Source organism: Pseudomonas sp. zfem001 (genome assembly GCF_032621725.1).
In the GTDB taxonomy this organism is placed as follows: Bacteria; Pseudomonadota; Gammaproteobacteria; order Pseudomonadales; family Pseudomonadaceae; genus Aquipseudomonas; species Aquipseudomonas sediminis.
The window spans coordinates 897,423-918,102 of the sequence record NZ_JAVYJI010000001.1; the positions used below are offsets into that span (position 1 = coordinate 897,423).

Below are 20,680 nucleotides of genomic sequence, written 5' to 3' on the forward strand. Positions count from 1 at the left end.
CGGCTGAAGCGCAATGCCGCCCAACCGCTCCTACAGGAACGTTCTGCAAACTGGATTCCCGCCTTCGCGGGAATGACGGTGAAAAACCACGTCATCCCCGCGCAGGCGGGGAGCCAATAAACAGCCTCAGTGACTGATCATCCACGGTCGTGCCGATGGGCTGGCCTTGAGGCCATGGGGGTTGGCCTTGGTGCGTTCGACCGGTTTGCTCGGGCCGCAGCAACTACAGCCGGCCGGGTGCTTGCGGTTGGCCTTGTACTCTTCGAGGCTTTGAGGCGCGTGGGCACTGCGCTCGTTGGTTTCATGGGCGCGGCGCTGGCTGCCGGCCATGCTGGTCAGGCCCGGCGCGCTGAGGATCACCCGCTCGCTCGGCGTGTCGCAGTACGGGCAGGCGCAAGCGGCGTCACGCTCGGCCATCGGCCGCAGCACGGTGAAATCGCCACAGCTCGGGCAGTCGTATTCGTAGATGGGCATGGCTGGTTCCTCGCAAAAGATAGGACGACGGCGCATTGTGGGAGGCGCTTTAGCGGCGATTGTCGCGGCTGAAGCCCCTCCCACAGGCGGGTACGCTCACTTGTCGTAGGCGATGGGCAGGTCGATGCTGCCGTCGAGGAACTTGGTCGGGCCGCTGGCGCTTGGGTTGATGTCGAACTCGAAGATATCGGTCGGCAGCCACAACGTGGCGCAGGCGTTGGGGATGTCGACCACGCCGCTGATATGCCCCTGCACCGGCGCCGAGCCGAGCAGCGAGTAGCCCTGGGCCGGCGAGTAGCCGAACTTGGTCAGGTAGTTGATGGCGTTGAGGCAGGCCTGCTTGTAGGCCAGGTTGACGTCCAGGTAGTGCTGCTTGCCGTCGTCGTCGACCGAGATGCCTTCGAAGATCAGGTAGTTGTTGTAGGTGGGCACGATCGGGCTGGGCTTGAAGATCGGGTTCTTGATGCCGTACTTGGCCATGCCACCCTTGATCAGCTCGACCTTCATGTGCACCCAGCCGGCCATCTCGATGGCGCCGCAGAAGGTTATCTCGCCGTCGCCCTGACTGAAGTGCAGGTCGCCCACCGACAGGCCTGCGCCGTCGACGTAAACCGGGAAGAAGATCTTCGAGCCGCGCGACAGATCCTTGATGTCGCAGTTGCCGCCATGCTCACGCGGCGGCACGGTGCGCGCGCCAGTAGCGGCCGCCAGGTCGCGCGCCTCGCCCTTCATCTTGCCCATGTGTGCGGTGCTGGCGAACGGCGGGTTGGCCAGCGGCGGTACGCGGGTCGGGTTGGTGTCGATCAGTGCCTGCTCGCGCTTGTTCCAGTCGGCGAGCATCTTGTGATCCGGCAGGCAGCCGATCAGCCCCGGGTGGATCAGGCCGGCGAAACGCACGCCGGGAATGTGCCGGCTCTTAGTGAACATGCCCTCGAAGTCCCAGATCGACTTCTGCGCCGAGGGGAAATGGTCGGTGAGAAAACCACCGCCGTTGTTCTTCGAGAAGAAGCCGTTGAAGCCCCAGAGCATGTCCTGTTTGGCGCCGATATCGAGCAGTTCGACGATCAGCAGGTCGCCCGGCTGAGCGCCTTTCACGCCTACCGGGCCGGACAGGTAATGCACGGTGGACAGGTCGACGTCACGCACATCGCTGGCGTCGTCGTTGTTCTTGATCGCACCGCCGGTCCAGTCATAGGTCTCGAGGATGAAGTCATCGCCCGGGTTGACCCAGCAGGCCATGGGAATGTCCGGGTGCCAGCGGTTGTGTACCTGTTCGTTATCGGTAGCAGCCTGGTTGAGGTCGACCTTGATCAGGGTATCGGTCATGACTGAGCTCCATAAGACCTGTGAGGAATGCCGGCCTGTGCCGGGGTACGGAGTCAGTCTCGGGCGCGTGGTGAAATCGGCCAATACGTTGGATGACGTATGCCTTGGAGTCCGTATTCACGAGGGCTTCAGGCATTTTTAGCGGGCGCGAAAAAGCGGCCACTGCATGGAGAACGCAGCGGCCGTAAAACGTAAAAACCAAGCGTTTGCACCTTCGTAGGAGCCGCTGGGCGGCATTGCGCTTCAGCCGCGATTGGCGAGCGATTCGCGGCTGAAGCCGCTCCTACGTCGACTGCATGGAAACCTACACCGACAAATAACGGCTGATGCTCGCCTCATCGACCTTGTCGCGGGTTTCCTCGACGACGAACTTGCCCTTTTCGATGACCAGGAAGCGGTCTGCGATTTCCATGGTGAACGACAGCACCTGCTCGGACACCACGATGGTCAGATCGCGCATGTTGCGGATCTCCTTCAGGCTGCGGGCGATGTCCTTGATGATCGACGGCTGGATACCCTCGGTCGGCTCATCGAGCAGCAGCACCTTGGGGTTGGTGGCCAAGGCGCGGGCGATGGCCAACTGTTGCTGCTGCCCACCGGAAAGGTTGCCACCCTTGCGGTGGCGCATTTCGAGCAGCACCGGGAACAACGCATAGAGATCGTCCGGCACCTTGCCCCCGGCGGAGGCCGGGAGTCCGGTCTGGATATTTTCCAGCACGGTCATGTGCGAGAAAATCATCCGCCCCTGCGGCACGTAGGCGATGCCGCTTTCCACCCGCTGATGGGTTTCCAGTTTCGACACGTCCTTGCCGTCCACGCGAACCTGCCCGCCCCACTGCGGCAGGATGCCCATCAGGCTCTTGAACAAGGTGGTCTTGCCCATGCCGTTGCGGCCCATCACCGCGACGATTTCTTTCTTCGCCACGTCGAGGTTGAGCTCGTGGAGGATCTGGCTCTGGCCGTAGCCGGAAGCTAGGTTGCTGATCTGGAACATACTTGTCACTCCAACATAGACGGTGCGCACGGCGCACACTACGGTCTAATACCCGGGTGTAGGGTGCGCCGCGCGCACCGTTTCGTAGCCATGGCCATCAATGCCCCAGGTACACCTCGATCACCTTCTGGTTGCTCTGCACCGCCTCCATGCTGCCCTCAGCCAGCACCTTGCCCTGGTGCAGCACGGTGACGCGGTGGGCGATGCTTTTCACGAACTCCATGTCGTGCTCGATGACCAGCACCGAGCGACCCTGACTGATGCGGTTGAGCAGATCGGCCGTGGCTACTCGCTCGCTGACGCTCATGCCGGCCACTGGCTCATCGAGCATCAGCAGCTGCGGGTCCTGCATCAGCAGCATGCCGATCTCCAGCCACTGCTTCTGCCCGTGCGAGAGCAGGTCGGCCTGGCGGTGCAGGTGATCGCCGAGCATGATTTCCTGCGCCACCTGCTCGACCCGCTCGATCACCTCGTGCGTGCGCTTGAAGAACAGCGCGCCGAACACCTTGCGCCCGGCCGGGTAGGACATTTCCAGGTTCTCGAACACCGTCAGGTTTTCGTAGATCGACGGGTTCTGGAACTTGCGCCCGACGCCGGCACGAACGATGTCGAACTCGCGCATCTTGGTCAGCTCACGGCCGTCGAAATCGATGCTGCCGGCGGTGGCTCGGGTCTTGCCGCAGATCAGGTCGAGCACCGTGGTCTTGCCGGCGCCGTTGGGGCCGATCACCACATGTACCTCGTTGCGGTCGACGTAGAGGTTGAGGTCGTTGACCGCCTTGAAGCCGTCGAAGGACACGGTCAGCCCCTCGATGGCCAGTACCGGCTTGGCGGCCTGGAAGCCTGCGGGGCTGTTCATGGCGTGGTCTCCAGTTCAGGGGTTGGGCGCTTGCTGGGGGCAACGGCAACGGGCTTTGGCGCAGCGGCCACCTGTGGCTTGCGCTGCAAACGGGCCAGCCAACGCTTGCCGTGGCTCTCCCACAGCCCAGCCAGGCCATTGGGGAAGTACATGACCACGACGATGAACAGGCCGCCCATCAGGTACAGCCACAGCTCGGGGAAGCTCTCGGAGAAGTAGGTCTTGCCGAAGTTGACCAGCAACGCGCCGTACACCGCACCGAGCAGCGACAGGCGCCCGCCGACTGCGGCGAAGATGACCATTTCGATCGACGGCACGATGCCGACGAAGCTCGGCGACATGAAGCCCACCTGCAGGGTGAACATCGCCCCGCCGATACCGGCGAACGCCGCGCCGACGCAGAACACGAAGATCTTGAAGCTGGCCACGTCGTAACCGGAGAAGCGCACCCGCTCTTCCTTGTCGCGCATCGCCAGCAGCAGGCGACCGAGCTTGGAGGCGATGATGAAACGGGCAATGAGAATGCAACCGATGAGCAGCGCCGCACTGACGAAGTAAAGGATCAGCTTGGCCTCGTCGCTGCGGATGTCCCAGCCCTTGAGCGTGCGCAGGTCGGTGATGCCGTTGACCCCGCCGGTCAAACCCTGCTGGCCGATGATCAGCACGGTGAGGATCAGCGCGATGGCCTGGGTGACGATGGAGAAGTACACGTCGCCGACGCGGCGCTTGAACATCGCGATACCGATCACCAAGGCCAGCAACACCGGCACCGCTACCACGGCGATCAGGGTGAAGCTCAGGCTGTGGAAGGGTTCCCAGAACAGCGGCAGTTCGCTGATCTGGTTCCAGTCCATGAAGTCTGGAATACCCGGCGTGGACTGAATCTTGGTGCTCTCCGGGTCGGATGCCTCGAGCTTGAGGAACATCGCCATGCAGTAGCCGCCCAGACCAAAGAAGATGCCCTGGCCCAGACTCAGGATGCCGCCATAGCCCCAGCACAACACCAGGCCAACGGCGACGAAGGCGTAGGTCAGGTACTTGCCCACCATGTTCAGGCGGAAGGCATCCAGCGCCAGCGGGAACACCACCAGAATCAGCGCGGCAAGCAGAGCCAGGCCGATGGCGCCTTGTTTGCCGCCGAGCAGGCTTTCGTATGCGTTTTTCATCAGTCAGTCCCCCTGCATACAAACAGTCGCGTTGAACCGTAGCGAGCAGCCCCAGCTGCAAGAAGCCCGGAGCGCAGCGACGAAGGCGTACACACAGTACGTCGAGGAAGCGAGCACCGCGCGCCGCCGCAGATGGGACGCGCAGTAGGTTGAAAGTGTTTTTTCATTTGCGCACCTTGCTGGCGAACAGCCCCTGCGGACGCAACATCAGGATCAGCACCACGGCAGAAAGGGTGAACACCTTGGCCATCGAACCACTGGTGAAGAACTCCAGCAGCGATTGCGCCTGGGCGATGCTGAATGCCGAAGCGATGGTGCCGAGTAGGCTGGACGCACCGCCGAACACCACCACCAGAAAGGTATCGACGATGTACAGCGAACCTGCTGTCGGCCCGGTCGAACCGATGGTGGTGAAGGCCGCGCCCGCCACACCGGCGACGCCGCAGCCGAGGGCGAAGGTCATGCGGTCGACGCGCTTGGTGTTGATACCCACGGAGCGTGCCATCACCCGGTTCTGCATGGTCGCGCGGACCTGCAGGCCCCAGCGCGAGCGATAGATCATCAGAAACAGCAGCGCGGTGAGGAGCAGGGTCAGGCCCATGACGAACAGGCCGTTGCGCGGAATGTCGATGGCCTCGGTCGGGTTCCACGAACCCATCAGCCAGTCCGGCAGCGTGGCGCTGACTTCACGCGCGCCGAAGATCGAACGAAAGCCCTGCTGCATCACCAGGGACAGGCCCCAGGTGGCCAACAGAGTGTCCAGCGGACGCTGGTAGAGCTTGCTGATCATCGCCCACTCAACCAGCCAGCCAATGGCGCCGGCGATGAAGAACGAGAGGATGATCGCGAGGAAGAAGTAGTAAGGCCCGAAGGCCGGTGCGTAGCTGGACGTCAGCGAGGACACCACGAAGGTGGTGTAGGCGCCGATGGTGAGAAACTCGCCATGGGCCATGTTGATCACGCCCATCTGGCCGAAGATGATCGCCAGCCCCAGAGCCATCAGCAGCAGTACGCAGAACACGGACAAGCCGTTGAACCCCTGCATGGCTGCGATGGCGCCGAATTCCGATAGCCATTCCATGTCGATGGTCTCCAGAAGAAAAGAGAAAAGCCGGTAGGAGCCGGCTTGCCGGCGATTCATTGATCGCCAGCAAGCTGGCTCCTACGAGAGGGTGTTGCTTACTGGTAGCCTTCCGGGAATGGGTTCGGCTCGATCAGATCGGACTCGAACACCACCTTGAACTGACCGTCTTTCTGCACTTCACCGATGCGGGTCTTGCTCCACAGGTGATGGTTGTCGTGCACCTTGACGTAGCCTTCCGGCGCGGTGTCCAGCTCGATACCCGGGGAAGCGGCGACCACCTTGTCGATGTCGAAGCTGCCGGCTTTCTCCACCGCGGCTTTCCACAGCCATGGGCCGAGGTAGGCAGCCTGGGTTACGTCACCGATCACCGTATCCTTGCCGTACTTGGCCTTGAAGGCTTCGACGAAGGCGGCGTTGTTCGGGTTGTCCAGGCTCTGGAAGTACTTCATCGAGGCGTAGAAACCAGCCATGTTCTCGCCGCCGATACCCAGCAGCTCGTCTTCGGTGACCGACAGGGTCAGCAGGGTCTGTTTGTCGGCGGTGACGCCGGCGGCTTTCATCTGCTTGTAGAAGGCGACGTTGGAGCCACCGACCACGGCAGCGAAGACCACGTCAGGCTTACGCAGCTTGATCTTGTTGATCAGCGAGCCGAACTGGGTGTTGCCCAGTGGGTAATACTCTTCGCCGACCACCTTGCCGCCGAGCACGTTCTCGATGTGCTTGCGCGCGATCTTCATCGAGGTGCGCGGCCAGATGTAGTCAGAGCCCAGCAGGTAGAAGGTCTTGGCGCCCTTCTCCTTGGCGACCCAGTCCAGGCCCGCGAGGATTTGCTGGGTCGCTTCCTGGCCGGTGTAGATGACGTTCTTCGACTGCTCCAGGCCTTCGTAGAAGGTCGGGTAGTAGAGCAGGCCGTTCTCCTTCTCGAACACCGGCAGTACCGCCTTGCGCGAAGCCGAGGTCCAGCAGCCGAAAACAGTGGCGACCTTGTCACCGACCAGCAGCTTGCGCGCCTTCTCGGCGAAGGTCGGCCAGTCGGAAGCCCCATCTTCCTGAATGACCTTGATCTGCCGTCCGAGCACACCGCCACTGGCGTTGATCTGCTCGATGGCCAGGCGTTCGGCCTGGATCGAACCGGTTTCGGAAATGGCCATGGTGCCGGTGGCCGAATGCAGAATGCCGACCGTGACCTCGCTGTCGGTCACCGCCAGGCCGGTGCTGTTCACCTCGGCGCTGGCCACATGGCTGAACAGGCTGGCGGCCAGCAGCGAGAGCGCTGCGGCCCCCACCGCCAGCCGGCGGGGAAGAAGTCGAATCGGTTGAGAGTCCATGGTCGTGCTCCTGTACTGGTTATTCGTGCCGAACCACGCCGGCTTCGCAGCTAGGATGCGTTTGCCCCACCGAGCGGGGTATACGCAGCATGACGTAAGGGCATACGTCATCTGACGTACAGCGCCCTGCTCCAGCCTGGTGCAAGCTGGGCGCAGAAAAACCAGGCAGACAGAAGCCCGCGCGCGCGGCAGAGGCCTCGCTGGGCCGGGGCATGGAAGTTGCTGATGCTCATTCTGTGGGAGCGGCTGAGCGGTATGGCGCTACTGCTGTGAAAACGCTTCGCGGCTGAAGCCGCTCCTACAATCCGCCCACGATCAGGACTTCGCCCGTGCAACCAACCGGCACCCAGCGCATCATCAAGATTCGCCGCGACTACAACGCCTGGGTCGCCGACGAGACCATGGAGGATTACGCCCTGCGCTTCACGCCCAGGTCGTTTCGCAAGTGGTCGGAGCTGCGCATCGCCAACACCGCGCTCGGCGCCGTGTCGTTCCTCGCCCTGGAAGCCATCGGCGGTGCACTGGCGCTGTCTTACGGCTTCACCAACACCCTGTGGGCGATCCTCGCGGTCAGCCTGGTGATCTTCCTCACCGGCCTGCCGATCAGCTACTACGCCGCCCGCTCCGGCCTGGACATGGACCTGCTGACCCGTGGTGCCGGTTTCGGCTACATCGGCTCGACCATCACCTCGCTGATCTACGCCAGCTTCACCTTCCTGTTCTTCGCCCTCGAAGCGGCGATCATGGCGCTGGCCCTGGAGCTGTACTTCAACATCCCGTTGGCCCTGGCCTATGTGATCTGCTCGATCATCATCATTCCGCTGGTGGCCTATGGCATCACCCTGATCAACCGCCTGCAGATGTGGACGCAGCCCGTATGGCTGTTCCTGCTGGTGTTGCCCTACGTGTTCGTCATCGCCAAGAACCCCGAGGCCTTGTCGGACTGGACCAGCTTCGCTGGCCGCGAGGGCGACCCCGGCAGCTTCAACCTGCTGCACTTCGGCGCCGCCTGCACCGTCGCCCTGGCCCTGATCACACAGATCGGCGAGCAGGTCGACTACCTGCGTTTTTTGCCCGAGAAAACCCGCGCCAACCGCGTGCGTTGGTGGACGGCGCTGCTACTGGCCGGCCCCGGCTGGATCATCCCCGGCGCGCTGAAGATGCTCGCCGGTGCCTTCCTCGCCTTTCTTGCCCTGCAGCATGAAATCCCCATGGAGCGCGCCGCCGAGCCGACGCAGATGTACCTGGTGGCCTTCAACTACGTGTTCGCCTCGTCGCAATGGGCATTGGCGGCCATGGTGCTGTTCGTCATCGTCAGCCAGGTGAAGATCAACGTCACCAACGCCTACGCCGGCTCGCTGGCCTGGTCGAACTTCTTCGCCCGTATCACCCACAGCCACCCTGGTCGCGTGGTGTGGCTGGTGTTCAACGTCGCCATCGCGCTGATGCTGATGGAGCTGGGCGTGTTCGAGGCGATTGAGGAAGTGCTCGGCCTCTACGCCAATATCGCCATCGCCTGGATCGGCGCACTGGTGGCCGACCTGGTGATCAACAAGCCGCTGGGCCTGTCGCCGAAGTACATCGAGTTCAAGCGCGCGCACCTCTACGACATCAACCCGGTGGGCGTCGGCGCCATGCTGATCGCCTCGCTGCTCTCGGTGCTCGCCCACGGCGGCCTGTTCGGCGCCCTGGCGCAGGCAGCCTCACCGGCCGTGGCGCTCGGCTCAGCGTTCCTGCTGGCGCCGCTGCTGGCCTGGTTCACTGGCGGGCGCTACTACATCGCTCGCGAGCGCCAGCCGCACCTGCTCTACCCCTACACCGAAGCTGGGCAGGTGCAATGCTGCCTGTGCAACAACCGTTTCGAGGAGCCGGACACCGCGCACTGCCCCGCCTACGGCGCACCGATCTGTTCGCTGTGCTGCTCGCTCGACGCGCGCTGCGAGGATCGCTGCAAACCCAGAGCCCGCCTGAGTGATCAGCTCGATGACTTCATCGGCTGGCTGTTCCCGCGCGCGTCCATCCCACGGCTGCACAGCCGCCTGGCGCAGTACCTGGGATTGCTGGGCCTGCTGGTGCTGATGCTGTTCGGCGCGTTGGCGCTGATCTACAGCCAGGTCTCGCTGGGCCTGCCGACGCAGGAACCGGAAATGCGTCAGACGCTGTTCCAGGCCTTCCTCAAAGCCTTCCTCACCCTCTCGCTATTTGCCGCCATGCTCGCCTGGTGGCTGGTACTGACCCGCGAAAGTCGGCGCGTGGCGCAAGAGGAATCGGATCGGCAAACCCTGCTGCTGATGCAGGAAATCGAAGCCCACCGCAAGACCGACGAAGCACTGCAGCAGGCCAAGGAAGCCGCCGAATCGGCCAATGCGGCGAAGAGCCGCTACGTCACCGGGCTGTCCCACGAGTTGCGCACGCCGCTCAACAGCATCCTCGGCTACACCCAGATACTGCAGCGCGACGCGGCCATGCCGGACCGACACAAGGATGCCCTGGCGACCATCCTGCGCAGCGGCTCGCACCTGCTGTCGCTGATCGATGGCCTGCTCGACGTGGCCAAGATCGAAGCCGGCAAGCTGCACCTGGAGCTGGCGGAAATTCCCTTCCCGGAATTCATCGACCAGCTAGAACGCATGTTCACCCCACAGGCGGCCGAGAAAGGCCTGCGCTTTCGCCTCGAGTGCATCGGCCGCATGCCGGCAGTAGTGCGCGGCGACGAGAAACGCGTGCGGCAGATCCTGATCAACCTGCTGGGCAACGCCGTGCGCTTCACCGAGCGCGGCGAGGTATGCCTGCGCGTCGGCTACATGCGTGAGACAGCCACTTTCGAGATCATCGACACCGGTATCGGCATCGCTGCGGAGCAGATCGAACGCATCTTCCAGCCCTTCGAACGCGGCGACCTGATGCGCCAGGACAACGGTGTCGGCCTCGGTCTGACCATCACCCGCATGCTCACCTCGTTGATGGGCGGCGAGCTCTCGGTGCACAGCGAACCCGGCCAGGGCACGCGCTTTCAGGTGCGCCTGTTCCTCTCCGAAGTGCGCGTACCGCAGGCGGTGGTGCACGTCGAACACGATATCACCGGCTACCAGGGCGAGCGCCGTCTGATTCTGGTGGTGGACGATCACCTCGAACATCGCCGCGTGCTCGCCGGCATGCTCGAGCCGCTGGGCTTCGAGGTGATCCAGGCCGCCAGTGGCCAGGAGGCGATTCGCCAGGTAGCGCTGCACAACCCGGCACTGATCCTGATGGACCTGTCCATGCCGCAGATGGACGGCTGGGAAACCAGTCGCCTGATTCGCCGCAACACGCAGTGCCAGGCGCCGATCATCGTCATCTCCGCCAACGCCTTCACCGACGACCGCGAACGCAGCATCGCCGCGGCCTGCGACGACTACCTGGCCAAACCGGTGTACACCCCGCAGTTGCTCGAACGCATCCAGCATCAGCTCAGCCTGACCTGGCTGCGCCGCACCCAGGAGCATTTGCCGCCGCCCGAGGCCATGACATTGCCGGGCAGCGACGACCTGCAGGCACTGCGTGAACTGGGCGCCCTGGGCTATGTGCGCGGCATCCAGCAACGCCTGGACGACATCGACCAGCGCGACCCGGCCTGCGCCAGCTTCACCGCCACCCTGCGTCTGCTGGTGAAAAACTTCCAGCTCGATGAATTCAACCGCCAACTGAAGGAGGCCGAACATGAATGCGCCGCTCCACCATTCTGAGTCGTGCTCGCCCGCCAGCCTGCCAGCCGAGCGCGGCATCATCCTCATCGTCGACGACACGCCAGACAACCTCGCGCTGCTTTCCGACGCGCTCGACGATGCCGGCTACATGGTACTGGTGGCGCTGGACGGTGCCAGCGCGCTGGGGCGCATCCAGCGGCGCAGGCCAGACCTGATTCTGCTCGACGCGATGATGCCGGGGCTGGACGGTTTCGAGACCTGCAGGCGTATCAAGGCCGAGCCGAGCAGCGCCGATATCCCCGTGCTGTTCATGACCGCCCTGACCGACAGCGAGCACGTGGTGCAGGGCTTCGAGGCCGGCGGCATCGACTACGTGACCAAGCCGATCAACCCCGAGGAAGTGCTCGCCCGCGTCGCCTCGCACCTGCGCACCGCGCGCATACTCCAGGCCGCGCGTGCTGCATCGAAACCCGTCAGCCTCAGCCTCGACGACGCCCCGGCGCATGCCAAACTATCAGCGCGCTTCCAACTCACCGAGCGCGAGGTGCAGGTGCTGCGCTGGGTCGCCTGCGGCAAGACCAACCGCGATATCGGCGACATCCTCGGCCTAAGCCCACGCACCGTGAACAAGCATCTGGAGCACGTCTACGTGAAGCTCGGCGTGGAAACCCGCACCGCCGCTGCCTCGGTGGCGCTGGCAGCGATGAGCGAACGGGGATGACCCAAGGTCCCACTGTTCCAAGACCGGCAACCGCGCAGCCCAGATGCAATCCGGGAGCGATGTGCCGGTGATTCCCGGATTTCATCCGGGCTACGGCTCTGACCCACGCGTAGGACGGGTGCAACCCGCCATTGCCGAACTGACCAACATGTAGGGTGTGCCGCGCGCACCAACGCCTTTGCCCAGGTGCGCACGGGGCACCCTACGGTATTCGGAATTGGCTTAGAGTTACTGCAATGCAGACCTGCTTCGGAGCCGCCATGCCCCATCCCAATATCGTCATTCTCACCGGCGCCGGTATCTCCGCCGAGAGCGGCATCCGTACCTTCCGCGCCGCTGACGGCCTCTGGGAAGACCACCGCATCGAAGAGGTGGCCACGCCCGAAGGCTTTGCCCGCGATCCGGCACTGGTGCAGCGCTTCTATGACATGCGCCGCGCGCAGTTGCGCGACCCGACCATCGCACCGAATGCCGGGCACCTGGCTCTGGCGGAGCTAGAGGGTGCCTGGCAAGGCGAGTTCCTGCTGGTCACGCAGAACGTCGACAACCTGCACGAACGCGCCGGCTCCAAACGCCTGCTGCACATGCACGGTGAGTTGCAGTCGATGCTGTGCAGCAATAGCCAGCAGCGTTTTCCGCTACTGGAGGACATGCCGGTCACGCGGGCATGCACCTGCTGCGGCCTGAAGGGCACGCTGCGGCCGGATATCGTCTGGTTCGGCGAGATGCCCTATCACATGGAGCGTATCTACGACGCGCTGGAGCAGTGCGAGCTGTTCGTCAGCATCGGCACCTCAGGCCATGTCTACCCGGCGGCGGGCTTCGTCGAACAGGCGAGACGCGCGGGCGCGCATACGCTAGAGATCAATCTGGAGCCGAGCCAGGGCCATTCGCTGTTCACCGAGAAACGCTATGGCCCAGCCACCGAGCAATTGCCCCGCTGGGTGGCGGAGCTGTTAGCCGGCTGAGAGAGAACGTAGGGCGGGTGAAACCCACCAATACACAAGTGGCTGGCCGACTTAGCATTCCAACCCGTAGGAGCAGCTTCAGCCACGAACAGCTTTCGTGGCCCAACCGCCCCTACAAAGGGCACAACGCCCGGCAGGACCCTCTAACCGGCAGCGTCCTGAACAGGCGCCACTGCCTCAGCCGGCACCTGCGGCTCCGGGCTGAACACCCCATTGCTCCAGGCGTAATACCCCACGCCCAGCACGAGCAACAGCGCGATGATCCAGGGCCACACCACCGGCTTGTTGGCATAAGGGTCGCGCAGTGCGCGGTCACTGCCCTTGGGTAGTTCCGCCATCTGCGTGAGCGCGGTACCGAAGGGAATACTGATACGAGCCTGGGCATTCACCGCCCAGCCATTGCCATCAAGGATCGGCCCCAGGCTACGGCGCCGCAGCTTGAACCAGGCCAGCAGCATGGCCGGCCCGGAGATGGCCAGCAGCACACAGATGAACAGCAATGGAACCTGCCACCAGGCCAACGACAGAATCCCCGTGACCACCGCCGCCAACGCCGTACCCAAAGCACCGACCGCCAGGCCGATGGCCGCGAAGATACCGGCGAACTTGGCGATGTCGAACGCCGGGGTAGATGTGGCGGCTGGAGCTGCACCGGTCTCACCGACCTTGGCGGCGGTCTTGCTGACCATGTCGGCGTCGCGACTGGCCGCGAGCTTCTGCACCTGATCGGAAACCAGCTTGGAAATACGTCGATACGGCGACCAGAACGCCTCGCGAATACTGATCGCGTGCTGTACCACCTTGACCACCGTGGCATCCCAGTCGTTACCGTCGCGGTCGTAGAACAGTCCGTGGCGCCCCGCCTGCAGATCACCTTCGCTGCCAGCGGTCACTGCCACCACGATATTCAGGCTTTCCTTGCCGCGCACCGGCTCACCGCGACGGGTGCAGGCGCAGTAGAGCAGGAAGCAATCACTGGCCGCTGCCACCTTGGCGTGGGCTTCGACATTCTCGACCTCCACCACCAACTCGCAGCTCTTGCCGTCGATATACAGAACCCCGGCCTGGAAAACGGCCTTCTCGTGACGCGAATAGAACGTCTGGAAGGACACAAAGTTGCGCAGCAGTGTGACCAGGCCATGACGCAGGCGAATCAGCTTGTCCAGCTCGACCAACCCGTCCGCCGCTTCGGCCACGGTCTTGTCCTCTTCCACCAGCGCCAGCAGGCGCGCTTCGGCGCCCTGCTCCACCAGCTCGAGAATACGGCCGCGTTCGAGTACCTCGGCAATCGCCACCTTCGGCGTCTCGGCGCGCCAGGCCAGGTAGTTGCCGCACAATGCGACCAGATGCTGCCACTGCTCGCGCGACAGGCTGTCCTGCTCGCCATACACCGGCACTACCACACGTTGGCGGAATTCATCGACAGCATGCTGCCAGGCCGGGTTGAGCCCCTTGCTCAGCGGCAACTCGTCACCATGCTGCACCGTTGCCAACGGCAAGCCCGCGACCTCGCCCGCATCTGCCAGCGACAGCGATGCCAGACGCACCAGCTCCTCTTCCTTGGCATTCATCAAGGCGGCGGCGCGCGGATCGAACTCAGCCATGGCCACGCGGGTGAAGTAATCGTCGATCTTGGCGCGCACGGTGCTCAACGCTTCGACCGCCGCCACCGTGCCTTCACCAAAAGCATCCAGCCCCTGTTCGGCGGCGCGCGCATGCCAGGCATGCATCTGACGCGCCTGATCGAAGAAAGAGGTGATCTGCTCGACGCCGATAGCGGGCTCGCCACTGCGATCGGTCTTCGCCCACAGACAGGCGATGATGTCGGTGATGGCGGCCTTGAGCTCGGCATCCTCGGTCAGAGTCGCCGGTACCAGGCCATCACCATTGGGTTCGTGCGGTGGGAACAACTTCGCCAGATCGGCGGTATCAGCCGGCGTCAGGCTCTCGGCATCGGACCGCCCGAGCACGCCCAGCAGACGCCGAGCCGCCAGCCCCAAGCGTGTGCCTACGGCGTCGTCGGTGAGCGACGACAACTGCAGCGGTCCCTCCTGGAACAGCACGGCCGGATCACGCAGGCGTGCCAGCGTCCAATCCACCACATCGAGAATTTCCGGAGCACGGATACGACCGTCCTTGTTCAGGTCGATGTATTGCAGCATGCGCCGGTCCAGCTCCAGGTTGTTCACCGGACAGGCCAGGCTGGCCCAGAGTTTCTGGTCCAGGCCACGCAGGGCGGCGAGGTCCTCGGGAGTTTCCAGCTGCACCTGATCGAAGCCACCGGCACGGAAGAAGCGCCAGCGATGCGCGAGAGCTTGGGTCATCGACAAAAGATCCTTTCTTTATGAGGGCGACTGCGCCACGAAACCAGCGACGATCCGTGACTGCGCATCGGCGCACGGACCATTCAACAGACTCCTACTTCCCAGGCGCCGTTCAACTCAGTGTAACCGAGGCGCAGCGCCATGCGCCTCTCATGCCTCGACCGCCAACGGCTGTGCCTCGGGCTGTTTGATCAATGCATAGAGCACACCGGTGAGCAGGCTGCCGGCGACGATGGCCAGCAGGTACAGCAGCGCATGGTTGATGGCGTTGGGAATCAGCAGCACGAACAGCCCGCCGTGCGGCGCCATCAGCTTGCAGCCGAAGTACATCGACAGTGCGCCGGTCAGCGCACCACCGGCAATGCTGGCCGGGATCACCCTCAGCGGGTCCTTCGCGGCGAAGGGAATCGCTCCCTCGGAGATGAAGCACAGCCCCAGCACCCCGGCCGCCTTGCCGGCCTGGCGCTCGCTCTGGGCGAACTTGCGCCGTGCCAGCACGGTGGCGATGGCCATGGCGATCGGCGGCACCATGCCGCCGGCCATGGTCGCAGCCATCGGCGCATAGCTGCTCGACGCCAGCAGACCGACCGAAAAAGCATAGGCCGCCTTGTTGATCGGCCCGCCGAGATCCACGCACATCATGCCGCCAAGCAATGCGCCAAGCAGGATGGCATTGGTGCTGCCCATACTGTCGAGGAACTGGGTGAGCGACTGCAACACATCAGCCACAGGACTGCCGACGACGTAGATCATCGCCAGGCCGGTGATCAGGCTGGCCAGCAGCGGGATGATCAGAATCGGCTTGAGCGCCTCCAGACTGTCCGGCAAGCGCACCCAGCGGGCAATGGCCTTGGCTGAATAGCCGGCGATGAAGCCAGCGACGATACCGCCGATAAAACCGGCGCCCAGCGAGCTGGCGAGCAACCCACCGATCATCCCTGGCGCCAGGCCAGGACGATCGGCGATGGAATAGGCGATGTAGCCGGCAAGCAGCGGCACCATCAGCTGGAACGCGGTCTCGCCGCCGATCTTCATCAGCGCAGCGGCCAGGGTGCCCTCCTCCTTGAACGCCTCGATACCGAAGACGAACGACAGGGCGATCAGCAAGCCGCCCGCCACCACCATCGGCAGCATGTAGGAAACACCGGTGAGCAGGTGCTTGTAGGGACCGGACTTCTCGCCGCTGCTGGCCGCGGCCTTGCCTTCGGTTGACGCGGCCTCGCTCAGCGGACGCGACTCGCTCAAGGCCCGCTCCAGCGTCTGTTGCGGCTGTTTGAGCGCCACGCCAGTGCCACAGCGATAGACCTTCTTGCCAGCGAAACGGCTGGTATCCACCTCGATATCGGTGGCCAGCAGCACAGCATCGGCTGCCGCGATGACGGCATCATCGAGCAGGTTGCGCGCACCGACCGAACCGCGGGTTTCCACCTGCAGGTCAAGGCCCATACGCAGCGCTGCCTGCTGTAGCGCTTCGGCAGCCATGAAGGTGTGCGCCACCCCGGTCGGGCAGGCGGTGACCGCGACCAGCCGACGACGGCCGCTGGACGCCACCTCGGGGCTTTCAGCATGGGGCTGGGCGCGCTCGGCGGCGTCCTGCAGGAAACGCTGCGGGTCGGCCAGCGCCTCGGCCGGGGTGGCCTGCAGCAAGCGTTTTCCGGCAAAGCGGCTCAGCGGCAGCTCACCGGTCTTGACCACCAACACCCAGTCGGCAGCGGCGATCTCGGCCTCGCTCAACGGCGAGCCAATCGCGCGCGCGTCATGTACCTCGACACGGGTTTGCCAGCCCAGGCGCTCGGCAGCGGCCTGCAGCAGGCGCGAACACAACACGCTGGTGACCTGACCATTGGGGCAGGCGGTGACGATCAGCACATTCATGGTGGGTGCCTCTTATTTTTCTAAAGGGTGCAATTGCACGGCCGCTTCGAAGCGGGCCAGTCGCTCGCGATCATGGATACCGAAGCCGATCTGGGTGACCGCTTGCGCCGCCACCGCCGTGGCCAGGCGCAACGTACGCTCGGTCGGCCAGCCTTCGAGCAGGCCGTGCAGGCTGGCCGCCAGCAGCGAGTCACCGGCACCGACCGTGCTAACTACCTCGACACGCGGCGGCACGGCGCGCAGGGCAATGTCCGGTCCGTGCCAGTCGACGCCGTCTGCGCCACGTGACAACAGCACGTGCTCGATACCCTGCGCACGCAGTGTCTGCACGGCGGCAGACAGGTCACTGCCGCACACGTCGGCCAGTTCTTCTTCGTTGGGTTTGATCAGCCAGGGGGCGACGCCCAGGGCCGCTTGCAGGGCCGCGCCACTGCTATCGACCGCCAGCGGCACTCCGCTGGCCTTGATCCGCCGCAGCAGACTGGCGAACCACTCAGGCGTCACGCCACGCGGCAGGCTGCCGGCCACTACCACGGCGTCATACCCGGCCAACAGCGGCTCCAGCTCGGCCTCAAGGCGTTGCAGATGCTCAGCCTCGACCTGTGGGCCAGGGCCGTTGAGGTCAGTGATACAGCCGTCGGCTTCGGCCAGCTTGATGTTGCTGCGCGTCTCGCCCGGCACACGGACGAACAGGTCGTGAAACCCGCGCTTGTGAATCAGGCTCTCGAACGGCGCGGCATTGGCGCGGCCAAGAAAACCGCCGACGCTCAGGCTGTGGCCAAGGTCGGCCAGCACCTGGGCGACGTTCAGACCCTTGCCGGCGGCGTGACTGCGCAGCTCATGGCAGCGGTTGATTGCGCCGGGCTGCAGGCGGTCGAGACGCAGAGTCAGGTCCAGCGCCGGGTTCAGGGTCAGGGTCAGGATTCGGGCCATCAGTGCATCTCCGCCACCAGCGCACGCACGGCGCTGGCACTGTCCAGGGTCAGGGCGCGGTCGGCCAGGGTTCGTGCCTGGCGGCTGTCCAGCTCGCGCACACGTGCCTTGACCAGGGCAATCGAACGCGGCGTCACGCTAAGCTCGTCCACGCCCAGACCGACCAATAGCGGCACGGCCAGGCGGTCGCTGGCCAGCTCACCACAGACACCGACCCACTTGCCTTGAGCATGGGCTGCGGTCACGGTCATCTCGATCAGGCGCAACACCGCCGGGTGCAGGCCATCGGCCTGTGCCGACAGCTGCGGATGGCCACGGTCGATGGCCAGGCAGTACTGGGTCAGGTCATTGGTGCCGATGCTGAAGAAGTCCACCTCGCGCGCCAGCACCGGCGCCAGCAGCGCGGCCGAGGGCACTTCGATCATGATGCCGACCTGCAGGTCGCGCACGTCGATCTCTTCGCGCAGGCGCTGCACCATGTCGCGCGCCGCGCGCCATTCCTCCACCGAGCCGACCATGGGGAACATGATCCGCAGCGGGCGGCCATCGGCCGAGGCGAGCAAGGCGCGCAGCTGGGTTTCCAGAATCTCCGGCCGCTGCAGGCTCAGGCGAATGCCGCGCACACCGAGGAAGGGATTTTCCTCGGCCGGCATCGGCCAGTACGGCAGCGGTTTATCGCCGCCGACATCCAGCGTACGCACCACCAGCGGGCGACCGGCCAGCGCATCGAGCACGCGCCGGTATTCGCGCTCCTGCGCGGCATGATCCGGCGCCTGGGCATGTTCCATGAACACCAGCTCGGTGCGCAGCAGGCCCACCGCTTCCGCACCCAACTCCACCGCATCGGCGGTTTCACCGCTGGCGCCGATATTGGCCGCCACTTCCACGCGCACGCCGTCCTGAGTCTGCGCGCCGTCAAAGCGGGCGGCATGCGCCTGCTCGCGACGCTGCTGTGCGGCCTCGCGCTCATGCAGCGCCTGGTCACGCTCTGCCGCATCCGGGGCGATGCGCAGCAGGCCGCTGTCGCCATCGAGCAACAGCGGTGTGCCTTGCGCCAACGCCAGCACACCATCGCCGGCACCGACCACGGCGGGAATTCCCAGGGCACGAGCGATGATCGCACTGTGCGCGGTGGCGCCACCACGCGCAGTCAGGATGCCGGCGACGCGCTGACGGTCGAGGCCAGCGACGTCCGACGGTACGACTTCGGCCATCACCAATATGTAGGGTTCATTCGGCTCGCTGGGCAGCTCGATACCGCACAGATGCGCCAGCACACGGTTGCCGATATCACGCAGGTCCGCTGCGCGCTCGGCCAGCAGCGCATCATGCAGCGCTTCCTGACGCTTGGCCGCCGCCTCAACCTCGACCTGCCAGGCCGCTTCGGCGCTCACGCCCTTGCCCAGGCGGGCGTCGACATCCTCGCGCAGCGCAGGGTCAGCGAGCATCGCCAGGTGGGCACTGAAGATTTCCCGAATGCTCGCCACGCCGGCGCCATCGACCAGGCGCTGAATCTGCGCAGAGACAGCCGCCAGAGCTGAATCCAGTCGCCCGCGCTCCTGATCGACGCCCTTGCCTTGCTCGGCAAAATTGAACTCCGGCGCTACTCGCACCAACGCCGGGCCGATGGCGATGCCCGGCGAGGCGCCGACCGCCAGCAAGCGGCTACCGGCAACAGGCGCGACGGGAGCGACCGGCTGCAGTTGCGCCGCCACCTCGGGCAGCGCTTCGCTCAGCGGCTCGACCGCCTCGCCCAGGCCGCTTTCCAGGGCGGCGCGAATGCACGGCAACGCGGCATCGGCGATGGCCGGTTCGGCACTGAATTCGAGCATCTGCCCGCGACGCGCGCCCAGGGCCAGCAGTCGGCTGAGGCTCTTGGCCGAGACGCCGGCAGCGCTATCGCCCAACAGTCGTACACGAACCTCACCCGCGAAACCCTGCACCAGCTCGCTCAGCGCCTTGGCCGGACGCGCGTGCAGACCATGGGCATTGAGCAGCGGCACGCTGAGGCTGGGCCAGTCCGGCGCCACCTCGCCGCCCAATGCTTCAATTACCTGGCGGCTATCGCTGGCTTCGCTGAATGCCGCTGCGCGGCCACCGATCAGCACATCACACAAACGCTCCAGCGCCTGGCGATGCGCCTCGCCCTGGCTGGCCAGGCAGAACAGACCACGCAGCGCCTCACCACGAAAACTCAGTGGCTGCGCCGGGGTGACGAAGGCCAGGCCAGGCCGCTCGACGCTGGCCTCGCTGTGCAACCACCACAAACCATCACCTAGCGGCAGTGGCTCGCCACGCGCCAATCCGAGGGCGAAGCCGCTGCGGGCACAGCCGGCCTGGCGCAACAGGCGCGCGCCCTGCCAGAGCAATTCGTCGAAGTCTTCGGCCGGCTGTGCCAGCGCCACTAGCTGGCCATCCAGCGCCAGCGCCTGCGGCGCGCCCTGCAGCAGCTCGAGTATCTGCGCGGGCTCGGTGGCTTCGCGCAGCGCCTGGCTCAGATCACCCTCGCCGAGGGCGCGGGTCAGCAGTTGCAGGAGATGCAAGTGTTCGTCGGACTGCGCGGCGATGGCGATGGCCAGATAGACCTGTTGCCCGTTGCCCCAGTCCACGCCATCAGGGAACTGGATCAGGCTGACGCCGGTGCGCAGCACCTGATCGCGGGTCTGCGGTGTGCCATGGGGGATGGCGATGCCTTGGCCGAGATAGGTCGAACCCTGGGCCTCGCGTGCTTGCAAGCCTTCGAGGTAAGCCGCAGTAGCCAGGCCGGCACTGGCCAGCGCATCGCCAAGCATGGCCAGGGCTTCGCCCTTGTCCGCCGCTGCCCGGCCCATCTGGATTTGGCTGGCATCGAGTTCGAGCATGGTGGTCTCCGACTTATTGTTTTGGCTAAGACTAGTCGATGAAACGAATTGCTGAAACGTTTCATCAAACGCTGGCACCTT

Annotated in this window: 14 protein-coding genes; 3 read left to right on the forward strand and 11 right to left on the reverse strand. The window is 64.6% G+C overall.

Annotation, left to right across the window (positions count from 1 at the left end):
- Positions 1-126: 126 nt before the first annotated feature.
- The 7 genes from RTH74_RS04365 to urtA all read right to left on the reverse strand — a co-directional run bounded on the left by RTH74_RS04365 (position 127) and on the right by urtA (position 7,231).
- A complete protein-coding gene (locus tag RTH74_RS04365) occupies positions 127-474 on the reverse strand; it encodes an FmdB family zinc ribbon protein (protein WP_017678856.1) in 348 nt (115 codons plus the stop codon).
- Between the two features lie 96 nt (positions 475-570).
- The gene (gene fmdA / locus RTH74_RS04370) at positions 571-1,800 is read right to left on the reverse strand and encodes a formamidase (protein ID WP_017678855.1); all 1,230 of its coding nucleotides are present in this window, start codon (positions 1,798-1,800) and stop codon (positions 571-573) included.
- 304 nt (positions 1,801-2,104) lie between these two features.
- On the reverse strand, positions 2,105-2,794 hold the full coding sequence (urtE, locus tag RTH74_RS04375; RefSeq protein ID WP_072423130.1) for an urea ABC transporter ATP-binding subunit UrtE: 690 nt from the start codon (positions 2,792-2,794) through the stop codon (positions 2,105-2,107).
- 97 nt (positions 2,795-2,891) lie between these two features.
- Complete coding sequence (gene urtD / locus RTH74_RS04380) at positions 2,892-3,653, reverse strand: urea ABC transporter ATP-binding protein UrtD (RefSeq protein ID WP_316913858.1); 762 nt, start codon at positions 3,651-3,653, stop codon at positions 2,892-2,894.
- Complete coding sequence (urtC, locus tag RTH74_RS04385; RefSeq protein WP_316913859.1) at positions 3,650-4,819, reverse strand: urea ABC transporter permease subunit UrtC; 1,170 nt, start codon at positions 4,817-4,819, stop codon at positions 3,650-3,652. The genes urtD and urtC overlap by 4 nt, the downstream gene beginning before the upstream one ends.
- A 163-nt stretch (positions 4,820-4,982) precedes the next feature.
- Positions 4,983-5,900 carry an urea ABC transporter permease subunit UrtB gene (urtB, locus tag RTH74_RS04390; protein ID WP_196446702.1) on the reverse strand — a complete coding sequence of 306 codons (918 nt, stop codon included), beginning with the start codon at positions 5,898-5,900 and terminating at the stop codon, positions 4,983-4,985.
- Positions 5,901-5,998: 98 nt separating this feature from the next.
- Positions 5,999-7,231 (reverse strand): urea ABC transporter substrate-binding protein, encoded by a 1,233-nt coding sequence (urtA, locus tag RTH74_RS04395; protein ID WP_316913860.1) that lies wholly within the window; start codon positions 7,229-7,231, stop codon positions 5,999-6,001.
- Between the two features lie 329 nt (positions 7,232-7,560).
- On the opposite strand from urtA, the gene RTH74_RS04400 reads away from it, so the two are divergent.
- The 3 genes from RTH74_RS04400 (at position 7,561) to cobB (ending at position 12,606) form a co-directional block, all read left to right on the forward strand.
- Complete coding sequence (locus tag RTH74_RS04400) at positions 7,561-10,956, forward strand: ATP-binding protein (protein WP_316913861.1); 3,396 nt, start codon at positions 7,561-7,563, stop codon at positions 10,954-10,956.
- Positions 10,931-11,638 carry a response regulator gene (locus RTH74_RS04405; RefSeq protein ID WP_316913862.1) on the forward strand — a complete coding sequence of 236 codons (708 nt, stop codon included), beginning with the start codon at positions 10,931-10,933 and terminating at the stop codon, positions 11,636-11,638. The genes RTH74_RS04400 and RTH74_RS04405 overlap by 26 nt, the downstream gene beginning before the upstream one ends.
- A gap of 236 nt (positions 11,639-11,874) precedes the next feature.
- Positions 11,875-12,606 (forward strand): Sir2 family NAD+-dependent deacetylase, encoded by a 732-nt coding sequence (gene cobB, locus RTH74_RS04410; protein ID WP_316913863.1) that lies wholly within the window; start codon positions 11,875-11,877, stop codon positions 12,604-12,606.
- 143 nt (positions 12,607-12,749) lie between these two features.
- On the opposite strand, the gene RTH74_RS04415 is transcribed toward cobB, so the two are convergent.
- The 4 genes from RTH74_RS04415 to ptsP all read right to left on the reverse strand — a co-directional run bounded on the left by RTH74_RS04415 (position 12,750) and on the right by ptsP (position 20,599).
- Positions 12,750-14,930: a hypothetical protein gene (locus RTH74_RS04415; RefSeq protein ID WP_316913864.1), complete on the reverse strand. Its 2,181-nt coding sequence runs from the start codon at positions 14,928-14,930 to the stop codon at positions 12,750-12,752.
- A gap of 150 nt (positions 14,931-15,080) precedes the next feature.
- Entirely contained in the window at positions 15,081-16,805 is a 1,725-nt protein-coding gene (locus RTH74_RS04420) for a fructose-specific PTS transporter subunit EIIC (RefSeq protein WP_316913865.1), read from the reverse strand.
- A 12-nt stretch (positions 16,806-16,817) separates the two neighbouring features.
- The gene (pfkB, locus tag RTH74_RS04425; protein ID WP_316913866.1) at positions 16,818-17,738 is read right to left on the reverse strand and encodes a 1-phosphofructokinase; all 921 of its coding nucleotides are present in this window, start codon (positions 17,736-17,738) and stop codon (positions 16,818-16,820) included.
- Positions 17,738-20,599 (reverse strand): phosphoenolpyruvate--protein phosphotransferase, encoded by a 2,862-nt coding sequence (gene ptsP / locus RTH74_RS04430; protein ID WP_316913867.1) that lies wholly within the window; start codon positions 20,597-20,599, stop codon positions 17,738-17,740. The genes pfkB and ptsP overlap by 1 nt, the downstream gene beginning before the upstream one ends.
- Positions 20,600-20,680 lie beyond the last annotated feature (81 nt).

Bases quoted from the DNA above. Each gene is read 5' to 3' on its own strand.
- urtD (WP_316913858.1), bottom strand. From the start codon at position 3,653: ATGAACAGCCCCGCAGGCTTCCAGGCCGCCAAGCCGGTACTGGCCATC.
- RTH74_RS04415 (WP_316913864.1), bottom strand. From the start codon at position 14,930: ATGACCCAAGCTCTCGCGCATCGCTGGCGCTTCTTCCGTGCCGGTGGC.
- urtB (WP_196446702.1), bottom strand. From the start codon at position 5,900: ATGGAATGGCTATCGGAATTCGGCGCCATCGCAGCCATGCAGGGGTTC.
- RTH74_RS04405 (WP_316913862.1), top strand. From the start codon at position 10,931: ATGAATGCGCCGCTCCACCATTCTGAGTCGTGCTCGCCCGCCAGCCTG.
- urtE (WP_072423130.1), bottom strand. From the start codon at position 2,794: ATGTTCCAGATCAGCAACCTAGCTTCCGGCTACGGCCAGAGCCAGATC.
- ptsP (WP_316913867.1), bottom strand. From the start codon at position 20,599: ATGCTCGAACTCGATGCCAGCCAAATCCAGATGGGCCGGGCAGCGGCG.
- RTH74_RS04365 (WP_017678856.1), bottom strand. From the start codon at position 474: ATGCCCATCTACGAATACGACTGCCCGAGCTGTGGCGATTTCACCGTG.
- urtA (WP_316913860.1), bottom strand. From the start codon at position 7,231: ATGGACTCTCAACCGATTCGACTTCTTCCCCGCCGGCTGGCGGTGGGG.
- RTH74_RS04420 (WP_316913865.1), bottom strand. From the start codon at position 16,805: ATGAATGTGCTGATCGTCACCGCCTGCCCCAATGGTCAGGTCACCAGC.
- urtC (WP_316913859.1), bottom strand. From the start codon at position 4,819: ATGAAAAACGCATACGAAAGCCTGCTCGGCGGCAAACAAGGCGCCATC.
- cobB (WP_316913863.1), top strand. From the start codon at position 11,875: ATGCAGACCTGCTTCGGAGCCGCCATGCCCCATCCCAATATCGTCATT.
- fmdA (WP_017678855.1), bottom strand. From the start codon at position 1,800: ATGACCGATACCCTGATCAAGGTCGACCTCAACCAGGCTGCTACCGAT.
- pfkB (WP_316913866.1), bottom strand. From the start codon at position 17,738: ATGGCCCGAATCCTGACCCTGACCCTGAACCCGGCGCTGGACCTGACT.